Annotated in this window: 12 protein-coding genes; 5 read left to right on the top strand and 7 right to left on the bottom strand. The window is 72.0% G+C overall.

From position 1 onward, the window contains the following. Positions 1-64: 64 nt before the first annotated feature. Positions 65-802, bottom strand: coding sequence for a DUF1684 domain-containing protein (locus tag VD659_RS18470; RefSeq protein WP_423262506.1), 738 nt, complete (start codon positions 800-802; stop codon positions 65-67). A 109-nt stretch (positions 803-911) separates the two neighbouring features. Continuing rightward, on the bottom strand, positions 912-2,195 hold the full coding sequence (locus VD659_RS18465; protein WP_423262505.1) for a cell wall-binding repeat-containing protein: 1,284 nt from the start codon (positions 2,193-2,195) through the stop codon (positions 912-914). A gap of 90 nt (positions 2,196-2,285) precedes the next feature. Here VD659_RS18465 and VD659_RS18460 point away from each other — a divergent pair, with 90 nt between their 5' ends. The 4 genes from VD659_RS18460 to VD659_RS18445 all read left to right on the top strand — a co-directional run bounded on the left by VD659_RS18460 (position 2,286) and on the right by VD659_RS18445 (position 9,288). After that, positions 2,286-3,092 carry an alpha/beta hydrolase gene (locus tag VD659_RS18460; RefSeq protein ID WP_423262504.1) on the top strand — a complete coding sequence of 269 codons (807 nt, stop codon included), beginning with the start codon at positions 2,286-2,288 and terminating at the stop codon, positions 3,090-3,092. Positions 3,093-3,153: 61 nt separating this feature from the next. Further along, positions 3,154-7,170 (top strand): ATP-dependent RNA helicase HrpA, encoded by a 4,017-nt coding sequence (gene hrpA / locus VD659_RS18455; RefSeq protein ID WP_423262503.1) that lies wholly within the window; start codon positions 3,154-3,156, stop codon positions 7,168-7,170. A gap of 59 nt (positions 7,171-7,229) precedes the next feature. Next, positions 7,230-8,438: an MFS transporter gene (locus tag VD659_RS18450; protein ID WP_423262502.1), complete on the top strand. Its 1,209-nt coding sequence runs from the start codon at positions 7,230-7,232 to the stop codon at positions 8,436-8,438. A 7-nt stretch (positions 8,439-8,445) separates the two neighbouring features. Then, a complete protein-coding gene (locus VD659_RS18445; RefSeq protein ID WP_423262501.1) occupies positions 8,446-9,288 on the top strand; it encodes an aldo/keto reductase in 843 nt (280 codons plus the stop codon). A 145-nt stretch (positions 9,289-9,433) separates the two neighbouring features. Here VD659_RS18445 and VD659_RS18440 read toward each other — a convergent pair whose 3' ends face one another. Both VD659_RS18440 and VD659_RS18435 read right to left on the bottom strand, forming a co-directional pair. Then, positions 9,434-10,432: an aldo/keto reductase gene (locus VD659_RS18440; RefSeq protein ID WP_423262500.1), complete on the bottom strand. Its 999-nt coding sequence runs from the start codon at positions 10,430-10,432 to the stop codon at positions 9,434-9,436. A gap of 98 nt (positions 10,433-10,530) precedes the next feature. Then, positions 10,531-10,746, bottom strand: coding sequence for a hypothetical protein (locus VD659_RS18435; protein ID WP_423262499.1), 216 nt, complete (start codon positions 10,744-10,746; stop codon positions 10,531-10,533). 202 nt (positions 10,747-10,948) lie between these two features. Here VD659_RS18435 and VD659_RS18430 point away from each other — a divergent pair, with 202 nt between their 5' ends. After that, positions 10,949-11,872 (top strand): DUF4349 domain-containing protein, encoded by a 924-nt coding sequence (locus VD659_RS18430; protein ID WP_423262498.1) that lies wholly within the window; start codon positions 10,949-10,951, stop codon positions 11,870-11,872. Here the strand turns inward: VD659_RS18430 and VD659_RS18425 are convergent. The 3 genes from VD659_RS18425 to VD659_RS18415 form a co-directional block, all read right to left on the bottom strand. Further along, positions 11,775-13,055, bottom strand: a complete 1,281-nt coding sequence (locus VD659_RS18425; protein WP_423262497.1) for a glycoside hydrolase family 3 N-terminal domain-containing protein — start codon at positions 13,053-13,055, stop codon at positions 11,775-11,777. The genes VD659_RS18430 and VD659_RS18425 overlap by 98 nt on opposite strands. A gap of 50 nt (positions 13,056-13,105) precedes the next feature. Then, the gene (locus tag VD659_RS18420; protein WP_423262496.1) at positions 13,106-14,272 is read right to left on the bottom strand and encodes an acyl-CoA dehydrogenase family protein; all 1,167 of its coding nucleotides are present in this window, start codon (positions 14,270-14,272) and stop codon (positions 13,106-13,108) included. Between the two features lie 204 nt (positions 14,273-14,476). After that, positions 14,477-15,013 carry a gamma carbonic anhydrase family protein gene (locus tag VD659_RS18415; protein WP_423262495.1) on the bottom strand — a complete coding sequence of 179 codons (537 nt, stop codon included), beginning with the start codon at positions 15,011-15,013 and terminating at the stop codon, positions 14,477-14,479. Between the last annotated feature and the right edge of the window lie 58 nt (positions 15,014-15,071).

The raw sequence follows: 15,071 nt of genomic DNA, 5'->3' as shown, positions 1-15,071 counted from the left end.
GCACTCCGCGGAGGCGAGGCCCAGGGCGCGTGGGTCGACATTCCGGATGCGCCGCCCCGGCCGGCTACGCCGCTTCGACCGCCGACTCGCGCACCACGGTCTTCTCCCCCGCCGTCACCGCGACCGCGAGCCGGTTCGCGGCAGGTGGAAGCGGGCACACGTAGAAGTCGGCGAAGGCGCACGGCGGCAGGTAGGCCCGGTTGAAGTCGACCTCGATCTCGCCCGCACCGCCGTCCGCCCGCAGCCGGAGGAAGCGGAAACGGTAGGTGTCGGTGCCGCTCGTGGCGTCGGAGAACACGAGCTGCATGCCGGTGTGCGGCCCGGTGACCACGAACTCGACGGGCTGTCCGGCGATCTCCACCGCGACCGTGCCCGCGAGCACCTGGTTCTCCACGTAGCCGTCGATCTCGTCGACCGCCACCGTGTCGCCCTCGGACGCGGGCGTGAAGACACCCTTCAGCACCCATTCCTCTTGCGGCAGATAGGCGTCGATGTCGGCGACGGCGACCCGGCTCGGCGCCTCGGGGTCGAAGACGCGCAGGGCCACATCGTCGTCGCGACGGAAGTGCCGCAGCAGCCGCCCGCCCACGAGCACCTCCCCGCCCTGCACCAGCGTGAAGACGTCACCGACGATGTTCGAGCCGTCGAGATACCACTCGCCCTCGAGCCCGTCGATCTGCTGCTTCCCGGGCGAGAGCCAGTGCGTGCCCACGAGAGCGGCGACACCGTGAGGGGCGGTGATCGCCCGCATCCGCGCCTCGTGCCAACTCCGCCAGGACTCCTCGAATTCGCGTTCACTCACCCTTCGAGCCTACGCCCGCGCGCCGCACGCACGGCGAGCCGGATGCGCAGCCGCAGCACGCGCATCCGGCCCGTCGCCCGGTGGCCGGCGGAGAGCCGGCTGGCCGCCGTCAGTGGCCCAGGTAGCCGCCGATCGCGGTGTAGTTCGCCGGTGAGACGGTGTTCGGCCCGCCGAGCACGACGATGTGCAGCGGATGCAGCCGAGTGAGCTGTGCGGCCACGTCGGCCGGCACGGAGTCGCGGGTGACGAGCAGCACCGGGGCGCCGTTCTTAATGGCGGCCGCCGACCCCGAGAGGGCGTCGGGGAAGACCTCGCCCGAGGCCACGTACAGGGTGTGGGTGTCGGATTCCGGGAAGCCCGCCGCGATGGCCGCAGACACGGCATAGCGGTCGGCGCCGCCGACGCGGGTGACGGTGCCCGGGGTGAACCCGGCGAGCGTGGTGAGCACGCCGTCGGCCACCGTGTTCGTGCCGCCGAGCACGACGATCTTCGCCGGGTGCAGGCGGGTCAGTTCGGTCTTGACTTCGGCCGAAACAGTGTCATGCGAGACGAGGAGCACGGGGCCGCCGAGCCGGCCGGCCGCGGCCGAGCCGGACAGCGCATCCGGGAACACCCCGCCCGAGGCGATGTACGCGATCGGGCGGTTCGCCCCGAAGGCGTCGAGCGAGACGGCCGCGGAGACGGCGAAGCGGTCGGCGCCGGTGAGCCGCACGACATCGCTGGAGTACGCTCCGAGCGCCGTCTCGACAGCGGCGCTCACCGTGTTCAGACCACCGACGAGCACGATGCGCTGCGGCTGCAGGCGGGAGAGCTCGGCGCCGACCAGCGCCGGGATCGTGTCATGTGCGACGAGCAGCACGGGAGCGCCCTGCGCGCCGGCGGCGGCCGACGCGGAGAGGGCGTCGGGGAACACCTCCCCCGACGCCACGTAGACGGTGCCGCCCTCGGTGGCGAACTCGTGGGCGACCCCCGCCGACACGGCGTAGCGGTCGGCGCCGCCGATGCGCTCGATCGTCGCGTTGATGGTGAGGTGCACCGACACCGCCGGCGTGAGGCAGGGGCCGACCACGAGCTTGAGGCAGTAGCTGAAGGTGTCGACCCCGACGTAGCCGGCGACCGGCAGGTAGCTGAAGGTGCCGTCGAGGTTCATGGTGAGCACGCCGTGCGCCGGTGCGGCCGACACGTCGATGAGGGTGTTCAGCACCACCCCGACGTCGTTGGCGAGCACCCCGTGTCCGGCCGGTGTGGTGAAGAGCGCCCCGGCGGAGAGCACGTAGTCGTCGGCGACTCCCGTCGGATCGGCGTGGGCTGCCGTCGCTGTGAGCAGCGCCGGCGCGAGCACGAGGGCTGCCGCCGCCGCGATGGCGGCGCGGGTCGAGGTTCTGAGTGTCATGATCCATCCTTCTCATTAATGATGATCTCTCAGTTAACGTGGCACTGATCGCCTCTTAACGCCAGAGCCCCGGAGGGATAGATTCCTCGCATGACCGACTTCACCAGCACCGCGCGCGGCGACCGCGTGGCCTTCGACCGCTACGGCAGCGGCCCGGCACTCGTCTTCATCGCCGGGGCGGGGCCGACTCGGGCCGGCGACCCGGTCACCACCGAGACCGCGCAGCTCGCGGCCGCCGACGGCCTCGCCACGCTCGTGTTCGATCGCCTCGGGCGCGGCGAGAGCCCCGCCGACGGCACCCTCGACCTCGACCGCGAGCTCGAGGCCGTCGCGGCCGCCGTCGAGGCGGCGGCCGGCCCCGGCGGCGGTGCTGTGCTCTGCGGCCACTCCTCCGGCTGCGCCATCGCGCTCCGTGCCGCCGTCGCCGGGCTTCCGATCGACGGTCTCGTGCTCTGGGAGGCCCCGCTCGAGGGCGACGCCGCCGACATCGCGGAGTGGAACGCCGGGTTCGAGCGCCTGCTCGACGCCGGCGAGTTCGAACAGGCCCAGATGCAGTACATGCGCGACATGCCACCCGAGTTCCTCGAAGGAGCCAAGGCCTCGCCCGCCTGGCCGCACATCGTGCGCGCGGTGCCGAGCCTCCGGGCCGACGGCGAAGCCCTCGCGTGGGCGACCGAGGCCCTCGAGAACCACGGCTTGGCCGGCATCCGGATGCCCGTGCTCGCCCTCTACGGAACGCAGACCTTCCCCCAGATGCCGCTCGCCGCCGCCCGCATCGCCGCGGCCGTGCCCGGGGCCGAAGAGCGCCCGACGTCGGGCGCAATGCATTCCTGGCAGGCCGACTCCATGGCCGCCGAGCTCGTGGCCTTCGTGAAGGCGGCCGCCGCCCGCGACTGACCGAGCGGCCACGGCAGCCCGCGCCCGCCAGCCGCCCGCGTCCGGTTACGATGGAAGGCTCATGTCAGCCGACTCCTCCCCCGCCGCCGCGCCGGCGCTGCACATCGTCTTTCCTCCCGAGCTGCCCGTCAGCCAGAAGAAGGACGACATCGCGCGCGCCATCCGCGACCACCAGGTGGTGATCGTGGCCGGCGAGACCGGGTCGGGCAAGACCACGCAGCTGCCGAAGATCTGCCTCGAGCTCGGCCGCGAGAACATCGGGCACACGCAGCCGCGGCGGCTCGCCGCCCGCACCATCGCCGAGCGCATCGCCGAGGAGCTGGGCCAGGAGGTGGGCGGCCTCGTCGGCTACCAGGTGCGGTTCACCGACAAGGCGTCGAAGGACACGCGCATCAAGCTGATGACCGACGGCATCCTGCTCAACGAGATGAACCACGACCGGATGCTCAGCCGGTACGACACCATCATCATCGACGAGGCCCACGAGCGCAGTCTCAACATCGACTTCCTGCTCGGCTACCTCAAGCAGCTGCTGCCGAAGCGGCCCGAGCTCAAGCTCATCATCACGAGCGCCACGATCGACCCCGAGAGCTTCGCCCGGCACTTCGCGGACGCCGCGGGCGAGCCGGCGCCGATCATCGAGGTCTCGGGCCGCACCTTCCCGGTCGAGGTGCGTTACCGCCCGCTGGTTCCGGATGCGGAGCCCGGCGACGAAGACCCCGACGCCGACACCGACGTCGACGCCCCCACCCCCGTCCGGGCTCCCCGGGAGGCACGAGCCGGCCGGAACGCGCGCCCCGAATCCGGCAGGAACGCGCAACTCGCGAAGGGCGACACCGACGAGGGGCGCGACCTCTTCCAGGCCATCGGCGAGGCTCTCGACGAGCTCGAGCGCGAGGCGCCGGGCGACGTGCTCGTCTTCCTGAGCGGCGAGAACGAGATCCGCGACGCCGAAGACGCGCTCCGGGGAAAGTACGCGAGCCGCAGCGCCGCGTCCGGCAACGGCGTCGAGGTGCTGCCGCTCTACGGCCGCCTCAGCGCCGCCGACCAGCACCGGGTGTTCCAGCGCAGCGCCACCCCGGGCATCCGTCGCCGGGTCATCCTCTCCACGAACGTGGCCGAGACGAGCCTCACCGTGCCGGGCATCAAGTACGTCATCGACTCGGGCACGGCCCGCATCAGCCGCTACTCGGTGCGCTCCAAGGTGCAGCGCCTGCCGATCGAGCCCATCTCGCAGGCGAGCGCCAACCAGCGCTCGGGCCGTTCGGGGCGCACGAGCGACGGCATCGCCATCCGCTTGTACTCGGAGGAGGACTTCGCGCGCCGCCCCGAGTTCACCGACCCCGAGATCCTGCGCACGAACCTCGCCGCCGTCATCCTGCAGATGATCTCGCTCGGTCTCGGCGACATCGCGGCCTTCCCGTTCCTGCAGCCGCCGGATTCGCGCGGCGTCAAAGACGGGCTCGAGCTGCTGACCGAGCTCAATGCCGTGAAGACGGGGAGCCGGGATGCGCGTCCGGTGCTGACCGCCATCGGCCGCGACCTCGCCCGCCTGCCGATCGAGCCGCGCTTCGCGCGCATGGTCGTGGAGTCCAAGCGCACCGCGACCAGCCGCGAGGTGCTCGCGATCGTGGCGGGCCTGACCATCCAGGACCCGCGGGAACGCCCCCTCGAGAAGCGCGGCCGCACCGACGAACTGCACGGGCGCTTCGCCGACCAGACGAGCGACTTCCTGACCCTGCTGAACCTCTGGAACTACCTCGAGGAGAAGCAGCGCGAGCTCTCCTCGAGCGCGTTCCGGCGCCTCTGCAAGGCCGAGTTCCTCAACTACCTGCGCATCCGCGAGTGGCAGGACGTCTATCGGCAGCTCCGCCAACTGGCGAAGCCGCTGGGCCTCACGATCGGCGAGCCGAGCGTGAACCCGGACGGCATCCACAAATCGATCCTCTCGGGGCTGCTCTCGCAGATCGGCCTGCGCGACCTCGTGAAGAAGGACTACGCGGGGGCTCGCCAGACCCGGTTCTCGATCTTCCCGGGCTCGGCCCTGGCCAAGAAGCAGCCGGCCGCGGTGATGAGCGCCGAGCTCGTGGAGACCAGCCGGCTGTTCGCGCGCATGAACGCCGCCATCGACCCGGCCTGGGCCGAGGCACTGGCGGGCGACCTCGTCAAACGCCACTACTCGCAGCCGCGCTGGGAGAAGCGCCAGGGCGCCGCCGTCGCCGACGAGCGGGTGACCCTCTTCGGCGTGCCGATCGTCGCAAAGCGCCGCGTACAGTTCGCCCGCATCGACCCCGAGTACGCGCGGGAGCTCTTCATCCGGCACGCCCTGGTCGAGGGCGAGTGGGAGTCGCAGCAGGCCTTCGACCGCGCCAACCGGGCGTTCCGCCGCGACCTCGAGCAGCTCGAGGAGCGCTCGCGCCGGCGCGACATCCTGCTCGACGACGAGGCCGTGTTCGAGTTCTACCAGGCCCGCATCCCCCGCGACGTCGTGTCGCAGCGCAGCTTCGAGGGCTGGTGGAAGAAGGCCAGGCACGACGACCCCGAGCTCCTCACGATGACGCTCGACACCCTGCTGCCGGAGGGCGCGCCCGAGGTCGACGAGACCGAGTTCCCCGCGATGTGGCAGCAGGGCGACCAGCGCCTGGCCCTGCGCTACCGCTTCGAGCCGGGCGCCGACGACGACGGGGTGACGGCGACTGTTCCGCTCGCGCTGCTGCCACGCCTCGACGAGACGGCGTTCGAGGCGCAGGTGCCGGGGTTCCGGCGCGAGCTCGTGACGGCGCTCATCCGCTCGATGCCCAAGCGCCTGCGGGTGAACTTCGTGCCCGCCACCGACTGGGCGGGCCGCCTGCTCGTCGAATTGGGTGAGGATGCGGCGAGCGCCCCGGATGCCGGCGCCGGCTTCCTGAGCCGTCTCGCCGCGGTCATGACGAAGCTCGCGCACACTCCTGTGTCGGCCTCCGACTTCGATCGCGACAAGCTGCCCGACCACCTGCGGGTGACGTTCCGCGTGGTGGACGAGAGCGGCAAGACCCTGGGCGCCGACAAGAACCTGGCCGCACTGCAGAGGGAGCTCGCCGATGCGGCCCGGGCCAGCATCGCGCGGGTGTCGCGCGGCGCCCGCCCGACCGGCGATCGCGAGAGAGCAGCGGCCGCCCCCGAGGCCTCGAAGATCGCGGCGGCCGCACGACGCAACCCGGCATCGGCGGGCTTCGCCGAGCGCACCGGCCTCACCGCGTGGAGCTTCGGCACCCTGCCCACCCACGTCGACACCGAGCAGTTCGGGGGCGTCATCCGCGCCTATCCGGCGCTCGTCGACGAGAAGTCGGGCGTGGCGCTGCGGCTCATGGCCACGGCCGAGGAGCAGGCGCGCGAGACCCCGGCCGGGGTGCGCCGGCTGATGCTGCTCGCGGTGCCGAGCCCGGCATCCTACGTTCGCGAGCACCTCACCCAGAACGAGAAGCTGCTGCTGGCGACGAGCCCCTACCAGAACGTGAACGCGCTCTTCGACGACGCCCTCGAGGCGGGGGCCGACGAGGCCCTGCACGCGCTGCACCCCGACGGCCTGGTGTGGACGCCCGAGCAGTTCGAGGCGGTGCGCGACCGCTTCTCGAAGGCCGTGCTGCCGCAGCTCGACCAGACCGTCGCGACGGTGCTGCGCATCCTGAACGACGCCCGCGAGGCGGAGCGGGCCATCAAGAAGGTCACGAGCATGGCGCTGCTGCCGGCGGTGTCGGATGCGCGGGAGCAGCTCGCCGCGCTCGTGCGGCCCGGCTTCGTGAGCGCCACGGGCCTCGCGCGGCTCGGGCACCTTCCGCGGTATCTCGCGGGCATCCGCTACCGGCTCGAGAAGCTGCCCGACAACCCCGGCCGCGACCGGGCCTGGATGACCGAGGTGCAGACCGCGACGGCCCGTCTCGTCGACGCGGGCGGCAGCATCCCGCTCGCGCGGTTCGCCCCCGAGAACCTCGTGCGGGCCCGCTGGCTGATCGAGGAGCTGCGCGTCGGCCTGTTCGCCCAGCCGCTGGGCACGGCCGAGCCCGCGTCGCTGCAGCGCATCACGAAGCTGCTGGTCTAGCTGTGCTTGCTGCCCACTTTCGAGGCCCGGGGCGCCGCTCGGACCCATAGGCTTGACTGATGAGCAGCTACACCTCACTTCTGAAGACGCGCGGCGTCGCCCGCATCATCGCTGCTCAGCTCACCGCCCGCTTCCCGTTCGGGATGCTCTCGCTCGCGTTCCTGCTGCACATCGAGCACACCTACGACTCCTACGGCGTCGCCGGCCTGGTGCTCGCGGCGCTCAGCATCGGCCAGGCCATCGCCGGCCCCATCACGAGCCGCCTGATGGGCATCTGGGGCATGCGGCGGGTCATCCTGCTCACCATGATCGTGTGCTCGATCGCCATCTCCTCGATCGCGCTGCTGCCCCTCACCATCCCCGCCGCGATGGGCGTCGCCTTCATCGCCGGGCTCACGATGCCGCCCATCCAGCCGGCCGTGCGCACCATCTACCCCAAGATGGTGAACTCCAAGCAGCTCACCCCGCTGTTCTCGCTCGACGCCTCGGCGCAGGAGATCATCTGGGTGCTCGGGCCCGTCATCACGACCTTCGTGTCGATCCAGATCGGCACCGTGTGGGGCATCCTGCTCGCCGTCGCGTTCCTCGTGGGCGGCGGAATCTGGTTCCTCACGAGCCCCGAGCTCGGCCGCGTGCGCATCCCGCGCTCGAAGCGCAAGATCGGCGCCGTGCTCAAGAAGCCGCCGGTGCTGCTGGCCACCATCGTCGGCTTCCTGCTCGTGGCCGCGTGCGCCGCCATCGAGGCGGGCGTGGTATCAACCTTCGGCGAGGGCGGCGCCGAAGCCGGCTTCGTGCTCGCGATCTTCGCCGTGGGCTCGCTCGCCGGCGGACTCTCGCTCGGCCACAAGCCGATCGGCCCGTGGGCGCTCGCCCGCCGCATGGCGATCGTGTTCGTGGGCACCGCCATCGCGGCCGCGTGGCTCAACGTCTGGTGGCTCGCCGTCACGCTCTTCATCGCGGGCATCGGCATCGCGCCGGCCCTCGCGGTGATGTTCGCCATCGTCTCGGCGAGCGTTCGCTTCAGCGACACCGCCGAGGCCTACGGTTGGGTGGGGACGGGCCAGCTCATCGGTGCGGCCGTGGGTTCCGCGCTCGCGGGCTTCCTGATCGACGGCGTCGGCTCGGTGGGCGCCTTCCTCGTGGCCGCCGGGCTCGCGCTCCTGGGCTTCCTCGTGCCACTCCTGGGCAAGCGCTTCCACCCCGACCTGCGCGGACGCGACGCGAGCCCGCTGCCCGACACGGAACCCGTTCAGACCGTCACGGGATAATGGGCCCATGGCCGCCGCACTCTCGCCCCTGCTCACTCTGAACGACGGGGCGAGCATCCCGCAGCTCGGTCTCGGCGTCTACAAGACCACGGATGCCGAATCCGCGGATGCGGTCGCCTTCGCCCTGCAGCACGGCTACCGGCACGTCGACACGGCGTCGATGTATCTCAACGAACGGGGCGTGGGCGACGGCGTGCGGCGCAGCGGCCTGCCGCGCGAGGAGGTGTTCGTGACCACCAAGGTGTGGTTCACCGAGAACGGCTTCGACTCCACCCTGCGTTCCTTCGACGAGAGCCTGGGCCTGCTCGGCTTCGACTACGTCGACCTCTACCTCATCCACTGGCCGGCTCCCGAGCACGATCTCTACGTCGACACCTGGCGCGCGCTCGAGCGGCTGAAGGCGGAGGGGCGGGCGCGCTCGATCGGGGTCGCGAACTTCCATGCCAAGCACGTCGACCGCCTGATCGCCGAGACCGGAACGGTGCCGGCCGTGAACCAGGTGGAGCTGCATCCGTGGCTGCCCCAGCGAGAGCTCCGCGCCTACGACGACGCGCACGGCATCGTGACCCAGGCGTGGTCGCCGCTCGCCCGCGGAAACGTGCTCGACCCGGCCCAGGGCGGTGAGCAGCTCGCGGCCCTCGGCCGCAAGCACGGCAAGAGCCCGGCTCAGGTGGTGCTGCGCTGGCACGTGCAGCAGGGGCTCTCGGTGATCCCGAAGTCGGTCACGCCGGCGCGCATCCTCGAGAACATCGACGTCTTCGACTTCGAGCTCGACGCCGACGACTTCGCCGTCATCGCCTCGCTCGAGACGGGTCGCCGCACCGGCGTCGACCCCGACGACCGCAACTGACCCACGTCTCCCGCCGTCCTCTCCCTCTCTCCTCCTCCCGTCTCCTCTCTCCTCGCGAGTCGCCAAAGAGCGCCCTATCGCGGCCCACTTAGGCCGTTATTTGGCGACTCGCGAGGAGTGCGGGGCCGAGGGGGGGGGAAGCGGGCTACCAGCGGGGGTGGATGGCGGCGCGGAAGTAGCGGTCGTAGATGGCGTGCACGCCCTCGTCGAAGGCGGGCGGGAGGGTGAGCGTGCCGGCGGCGGCGTTGGACTCGGCCTGGGCCCGGTTGCGGGCGCCCGGGATGACGGAGGAGACGCCGTCGAGCCCGGCCACCCACGCGATGGCCGCCGCGGCCGGCGTCGCGCCCGGCGCATCCGGCAGCAGCTCGCGCACGAGGGCCGCGAACTCCTGCGCCGCCGCCACGCCCTGCGCGTAGTCGACGCCCGAGAAGGTCTCCCCCACGTCGAAGGCGCTGCCGTCGCGGTTGTAGTTGCGGTGGTCGTCGGCGGCGAACTCGGTCGACGCCGTGTAGCGCCCGCTCAGCAGGCCGGAGGCGAGCGGCACCCGCGCGATGATGCCCACGCCCGCTTCGCGCGCGGCCGGCAGCACCTCGTCGAGGGGCTTCAGACGGAAGGCGTTGAGGATGATCTGCACCGTTGCCGTGCCCGGACGCGCGATCGCGGCGAGCGCCTCGGCGCAGGTCTCCACGCTGACGCCGTAGTTGGCGATGGCGCCCTCCTCGACGAGGGTGTCGAGCGCGTCGTACACGGCGTCGCTCGAGAACACCGGCGTCGGCGGGCAGTGCAGCTGCACGAGGTCGAGGGTGTCGACGCCAAGGTTGCGGCGCGAGCGGTCGGTCCAGGCCCGGAAGTTGGCGAGGGTGAACTCCCCCGGCTCCTGCGGCCCTCGGCGGCCCATCTTCGTGGCCACCGTGAGCGGAGCATCCGGATTCTCGGCGCGGAACCGGCCGATGACCGACTCGCTGCGCCCGTCGCCGTAGACGTCAGCGGTGTCGAAGAAGGTGACGCCCGCGTCGACGGATGCGCCGAGCACCTCGAGCGCGGCGCTCTCGTCGACATCGCCCCAGTCGGCGCCGAGCTGCCAGGTTCCGAGACCGACGATGGACACGGTGCGGCCGGTACGGCCGAGGATGCGCTGGTGCATGCTCCGAGCCTAGCCCCGGCCACCGCGCGTGGCCCGAGATACGTCGATGGGCCCCGGAATCCAGGATTCCCGGGCCCATCGAGACGGTGCGGCGCAGCTCAGTCGCGCAGCTTCTCCTTGTACTCGTTCTTGGCCTGCGTGGCGTCGCGTTCTGCCTCGGCGCGCTTCACGTCGCCCTCGGCGCGCTTGACCTCCGCGTCGGCCTTCACCTCGTCGATCTTGTCGCCCACGCGATCCTTCGCGTCGTCGAAGGCCTCACCGATCTTGCGGCCGGTGGCCTGTGCGGCGTCTTTCGCGTCGTCAACGAAACCCATGAGCGTCTCCTTCGGTTGCCGCCGCCGCCGGAGGGCGACGACGTTCTGTACTGATGGCCTCACCCTTGCACGCTCCGCCCCTGCTCGCTCGCGCATCGCAGAAAGCTCCCAGGCGGCCGACGACCCCCACCCGGGTAACGACCGGATAACCATCCGTCGCCTGCCAGCCCGCACGCAGAGAACCGTCCCTACAGTGAGCCGCATGAGACGACTTCTGCTCACCTCCGCCGCCGTCGCGGCCGTGCTCGTGCTGGCCGGCTGCTCGGCCTCCGGCAGCTCCTCCGCGGGCCCGGCCGATCTCGCCGGCCCCGCTCCGGCTCCCGCGATGCCCGACTCGGGCGAGAAGGGCGACACGGCTGCCGGCTCGGGCAGCAGCTCCGGCATCGCCGCCGATGCCGGCCAGAGCGTCATCACCACCGGCACCATCTCGCTCACCGTCGACGACCCGGCCGCGGCCACCGAGCAGGCGGTGGCGGTCGTCACCGGTCTCGACGGCCGCGTCGACTCACGCAGCCAGCAGGCCGGCAGCGAGGGCCGGCCGGCGAGCGCCCTGCTCACCGTGCGCATCCCGGCGGCGAAGCTCGACCAGGCCGTCGAGAGCCTCAAGGGGCTCGGCGCCGTCGAATCCGTGTCGCTCGACTCGAGCGACGTCACCCTGCAGGTGAAAGACCTGGATGCGCAGATCACCGCGCTGCAGGCCTCCGTCGACCGGCTGGTCACCCTGGTGAGCCAGGCCAGCACCACCGCCGACCTGATCCAGCTCGAGACCGCGATCTCCGACCGGCAGGGCCAGCTCGACAGCCTGAAGTCGCAGCGGCAGTACTTGGCCGATCAGGTGGACTACTCCACCATCACCCTCGACCTGCGGCCGGCCGGCGCGCTACCGAACGACGTGCCGGGAGACTTCTGGAGCGGACTCGCCACCGGCTGGGCGTCTCTCGGGGTCGCACTCTCGGGCTTCGTCGTGGTGGTCGGGGTGCTCATCCCGTGGCTGCTGCCGCTCGCGGTCATCGCGGTGGTCGTTCTGCTCATCGTGTGGCTGTCGCGCCGTCCGTCCCGGGTTCGGCGAGAGCCGCCATCGGCACCGGCGGCTGCTGCCGCACCCAGAGCTCCCGGCGAAGAGTGAGATCGCGCAGCGCCGCCTCGTCGACGGTAGCCGGCGCGATGGTTCCGGCGCGCACGGCGGAGGCGATCGCCGCCACCAGCGGCGGCAGGTCGAGCTGCGTGTTGTAGAGCAGCAGGTCGTTGCCCGCGTTGAGGGCGAGCACCGCGTTGTTCACACGGTCGGCGTAGGCGGGCACGCCGGCGTTCTCGAGCATGAGCATGTCGTCGGTCACGGTGACGCCGTCGAAGCCGAGTTCGTCGCGCAGCTTCTGGTGCCAGGCCGCCGAGAGCGAGGCCGGTGCGGAATCGACCGCGCTGTAGACGAGATGGCCGAACATCACGAGCGAGGCGCCCGCGTCGATGCCCGCCCGGAAGGGCGGCGCGTCCTGGGCGAGCCACTGCGCGGCGGGCAGATCGGTCGTCGGCAGTGAGGAGTGCGAGTCGCCGGGTGCCGCGCCGTGCCCCGGAAAGTGTTTGAGGGTGCTGAACACGCTGCCGCGCTCGGCCGTGACGACGGCGGCGACGCGTTCGCTGGAGGCCGCGGCATCCGTTCCCAGCGCCCGTTCGAAGATGAACGACGAGGGGTCGGCGGTGACGTCGGCGACGATGCCGAAGTTCACGGTCATCCCCGTCGACGCCAGGAGGGCCGCTCGCGCGGTGAAGGCCGCGGTCGTGGCGGCCACCGGCTCGTTCTTGAGCGTGGCGGCCGATTCGAACGAGTCGTCGCCGAGTCGCGCGACGATGCCGCCCTCCTCGTCGATGGCGATGAGGGTGCCGAGCCCGTCGCTCTCGTGCAGAGCCCCGGTGAGGGCGGCGGCCTGCGCGGCCGGCCCGGGCACGTTGTCGCCGAGCAGCAGCAGGCCGCCCGGCGCGTTCGCGGCGAGGTAGGCCTGCAACGGGCCCGGATCGGCGCCCGGGACATGCACCACGAACAACGAGGCGATCTTCTGCTCGAGCGTCATCGTGGCGAGCCGCTGCTCGGCGTACATCCGGATGCGCGCGGCCGGTGTGGCCGTCGGGAACTCCCCGCGGGTGCGCGCGATCGCACCGCCGCCCGCCGCTGCGCCGGCACGGTCGCCGCCGCTGTCGCCACCGGTCGCCGTCACGGCTCCGTCGTCGCCGGCAGCACCGTCCACCGGCGCGCCTGTCGTGCACCCGCCGAGCAGGAGCGCCACCGTGATGATCGCGGCGGAGCCCACGGCCACCCCCGCACGCCGACGGGGAGCGCGGGGGTCGCGGCGCCGGACCCCGCGCGTCATTCGGGAACGGGGCCGAGCAACGAGTTCGCCACCGTCGAGTGCGCCGACTCGCCGTCGGAGGGGTGGAAGATCCCCGCCACGACGTCGCGGTAGAGCCGCCCGAGTTCGCTCGAGGAGTAGATGGCCGAGCCTCCGGCCACCCGCAGCGCCTGGTCGACCACGAAGCGCGCGCTCTCCGTGGCGCGCACTTTCAGGCCCACGAGCTTCGGGAACCACGCGGCGCCGTGCGCGGCCAGCGCATCGACGTCGGCCGCGAGCGCCTCGATCTGCGGAACGATACCGTCGTGCGCGATGCCCGCCTCGGCGACCTTCCAGCGGATGTCGGGGTCGTGCGCGTAGGGCCGCCCGCCGGCCTTCAGCGAGGTGCGGCGGTGCGCGGCCTCGACGGCGAGCTCGATGGCCCGCTGGCTGATGCCGGTGTAGACGGCGGCGAGCAGGATCTCGAAGTTGGAGAAGATGCCGAAGATCAGCGGGTCGGCGCTCGGCCCCGGCGCGAGCTTGCGGAACACCCGCTCGGCGGGCGCGACCGCCCCGTCGAGCAGCGTGGTGTTGCTCTGGCTCGCGCGCATGCCGAGGGTGTCCCAGTCCTCCACGGTGGTGACGCCGGCGGCCGAGCGGTCGAGGAAGGCGTGCACGAGCAGCGGATGCTCCGGGTCGCTGTCGTCGCGCCCGAAGACGCCCAGCCGCGTCCACACCGGTGAGAGCGAGGTGAAGATCTTGCGCCCGGTGTAGGCGTAGGAGCCGTCGGCGCCTGGAACCGCCGCGGTGGTGGAGCCGAAGAGCACGAGGTCGTTGCCGGCCTCGCTGTTGCCGAACGCGAAGATCTCGCCGGCCGCCGCATCCCGCAGCACCCAGGCGAGCGAGTCGTCGCCGCGCTCGAGCAGCACGTGGGCCACGCCGGTCCAGACGAGGTGCATGTTGATGGCGAGCGCGGTGGCGGGCGCGGCCGTGGCGAGGCGGGTCTGCTCGCGGGCGACGCGGGCGAGGCCGAAGCCGAGACCGCCGTCGGCGACCGGGGTGAACATGCGCAGGTAGCCCACCTCGGTGAGCTCCCGGAGGTCGTCGTGCGGGAAGGTGTTCTCGCGGTCGTGCTGCGCCGCCCGCGACCGGATGCGCGCCAGCAGCGCGTCGTCGATCACGGACTCCGTCGTCGTCTCAGCCATCCCGCCATGCTACCGAGCGCCCCTGAACGCGTCCCCCTGTCTCGCCCCGGTCCCTCCCGAACGACGGAGCCGGCGCCCGGATGCGGGCTCAGGTTCCGTCGTTTCGGCGCGCTCGCGCGAGACTCCGTCGTTCGCGGGCGGAAGGGAGGGCGGGAGGCAGGGAGGGATGCGCGCGGCGAGAAGGATGCGCCGGTCGGGACCGCGCTAAGAGAGGTCGTCTTCGAGGGTGGGGGCGAGGGCGCGCGCGTGCGCCGCGGAGAGGCGCAGGTAGGTCTCGGCGTTGCGGCGGATGTGCGCGAGCTCCTCCTCGCCGAGCGCGCGCCGCACCTTCGCCGGCACTCCGGCCACGAGCGAGCCCGGGGGCACCAGTGTCCCCTCCAGCACCACGGCGCCCGCGGCCACGAGCGAGCCTGTGCCGATGACGGCGCCGTTCAGCACGGTCGCGTTCATGCCGATCAGGCAGTCGTCCTCGACCGTGCAGCCGTGCAGCACGGCGCCGTGGCCCACGCTCACGCCCGCGCCGATCGTGGCGGGCTTGCCGGCGTCGCAGTGCACCACCACGTTGTCCTGCAGGTTGGAGCGCTCGCCGAGCGTGATCGCATCCGTGTCACCGCGCAGCACGGCGCCGTAGAACACGCTCGCCCGCTCGCCGAGGGTCACCCGCCCGATCACGGTCGCGGTCGGCGCGAGCCAGGCCGAGGGGGCGAGCACGGGGGTGTGGCCGTCGACGGAGATGATCATGGCTGGCCTTCCGGTGAGAGGAGAATCGGATGCGCGGGGCGCGAGACGCGGCCGGCGC

The sequence above is a fragment of the Herbiconiux sp. 11R-BC genome, from assembly GCF_049472555.1.
GTDB lineage: Bacteria > Actinomycetota > Actinomycetes > Actinomycetales > Microbacteriaceae > Herbiconiux.
This window is presented reverse-complemented; position numbering and strand designations above follow the sequence as displayed.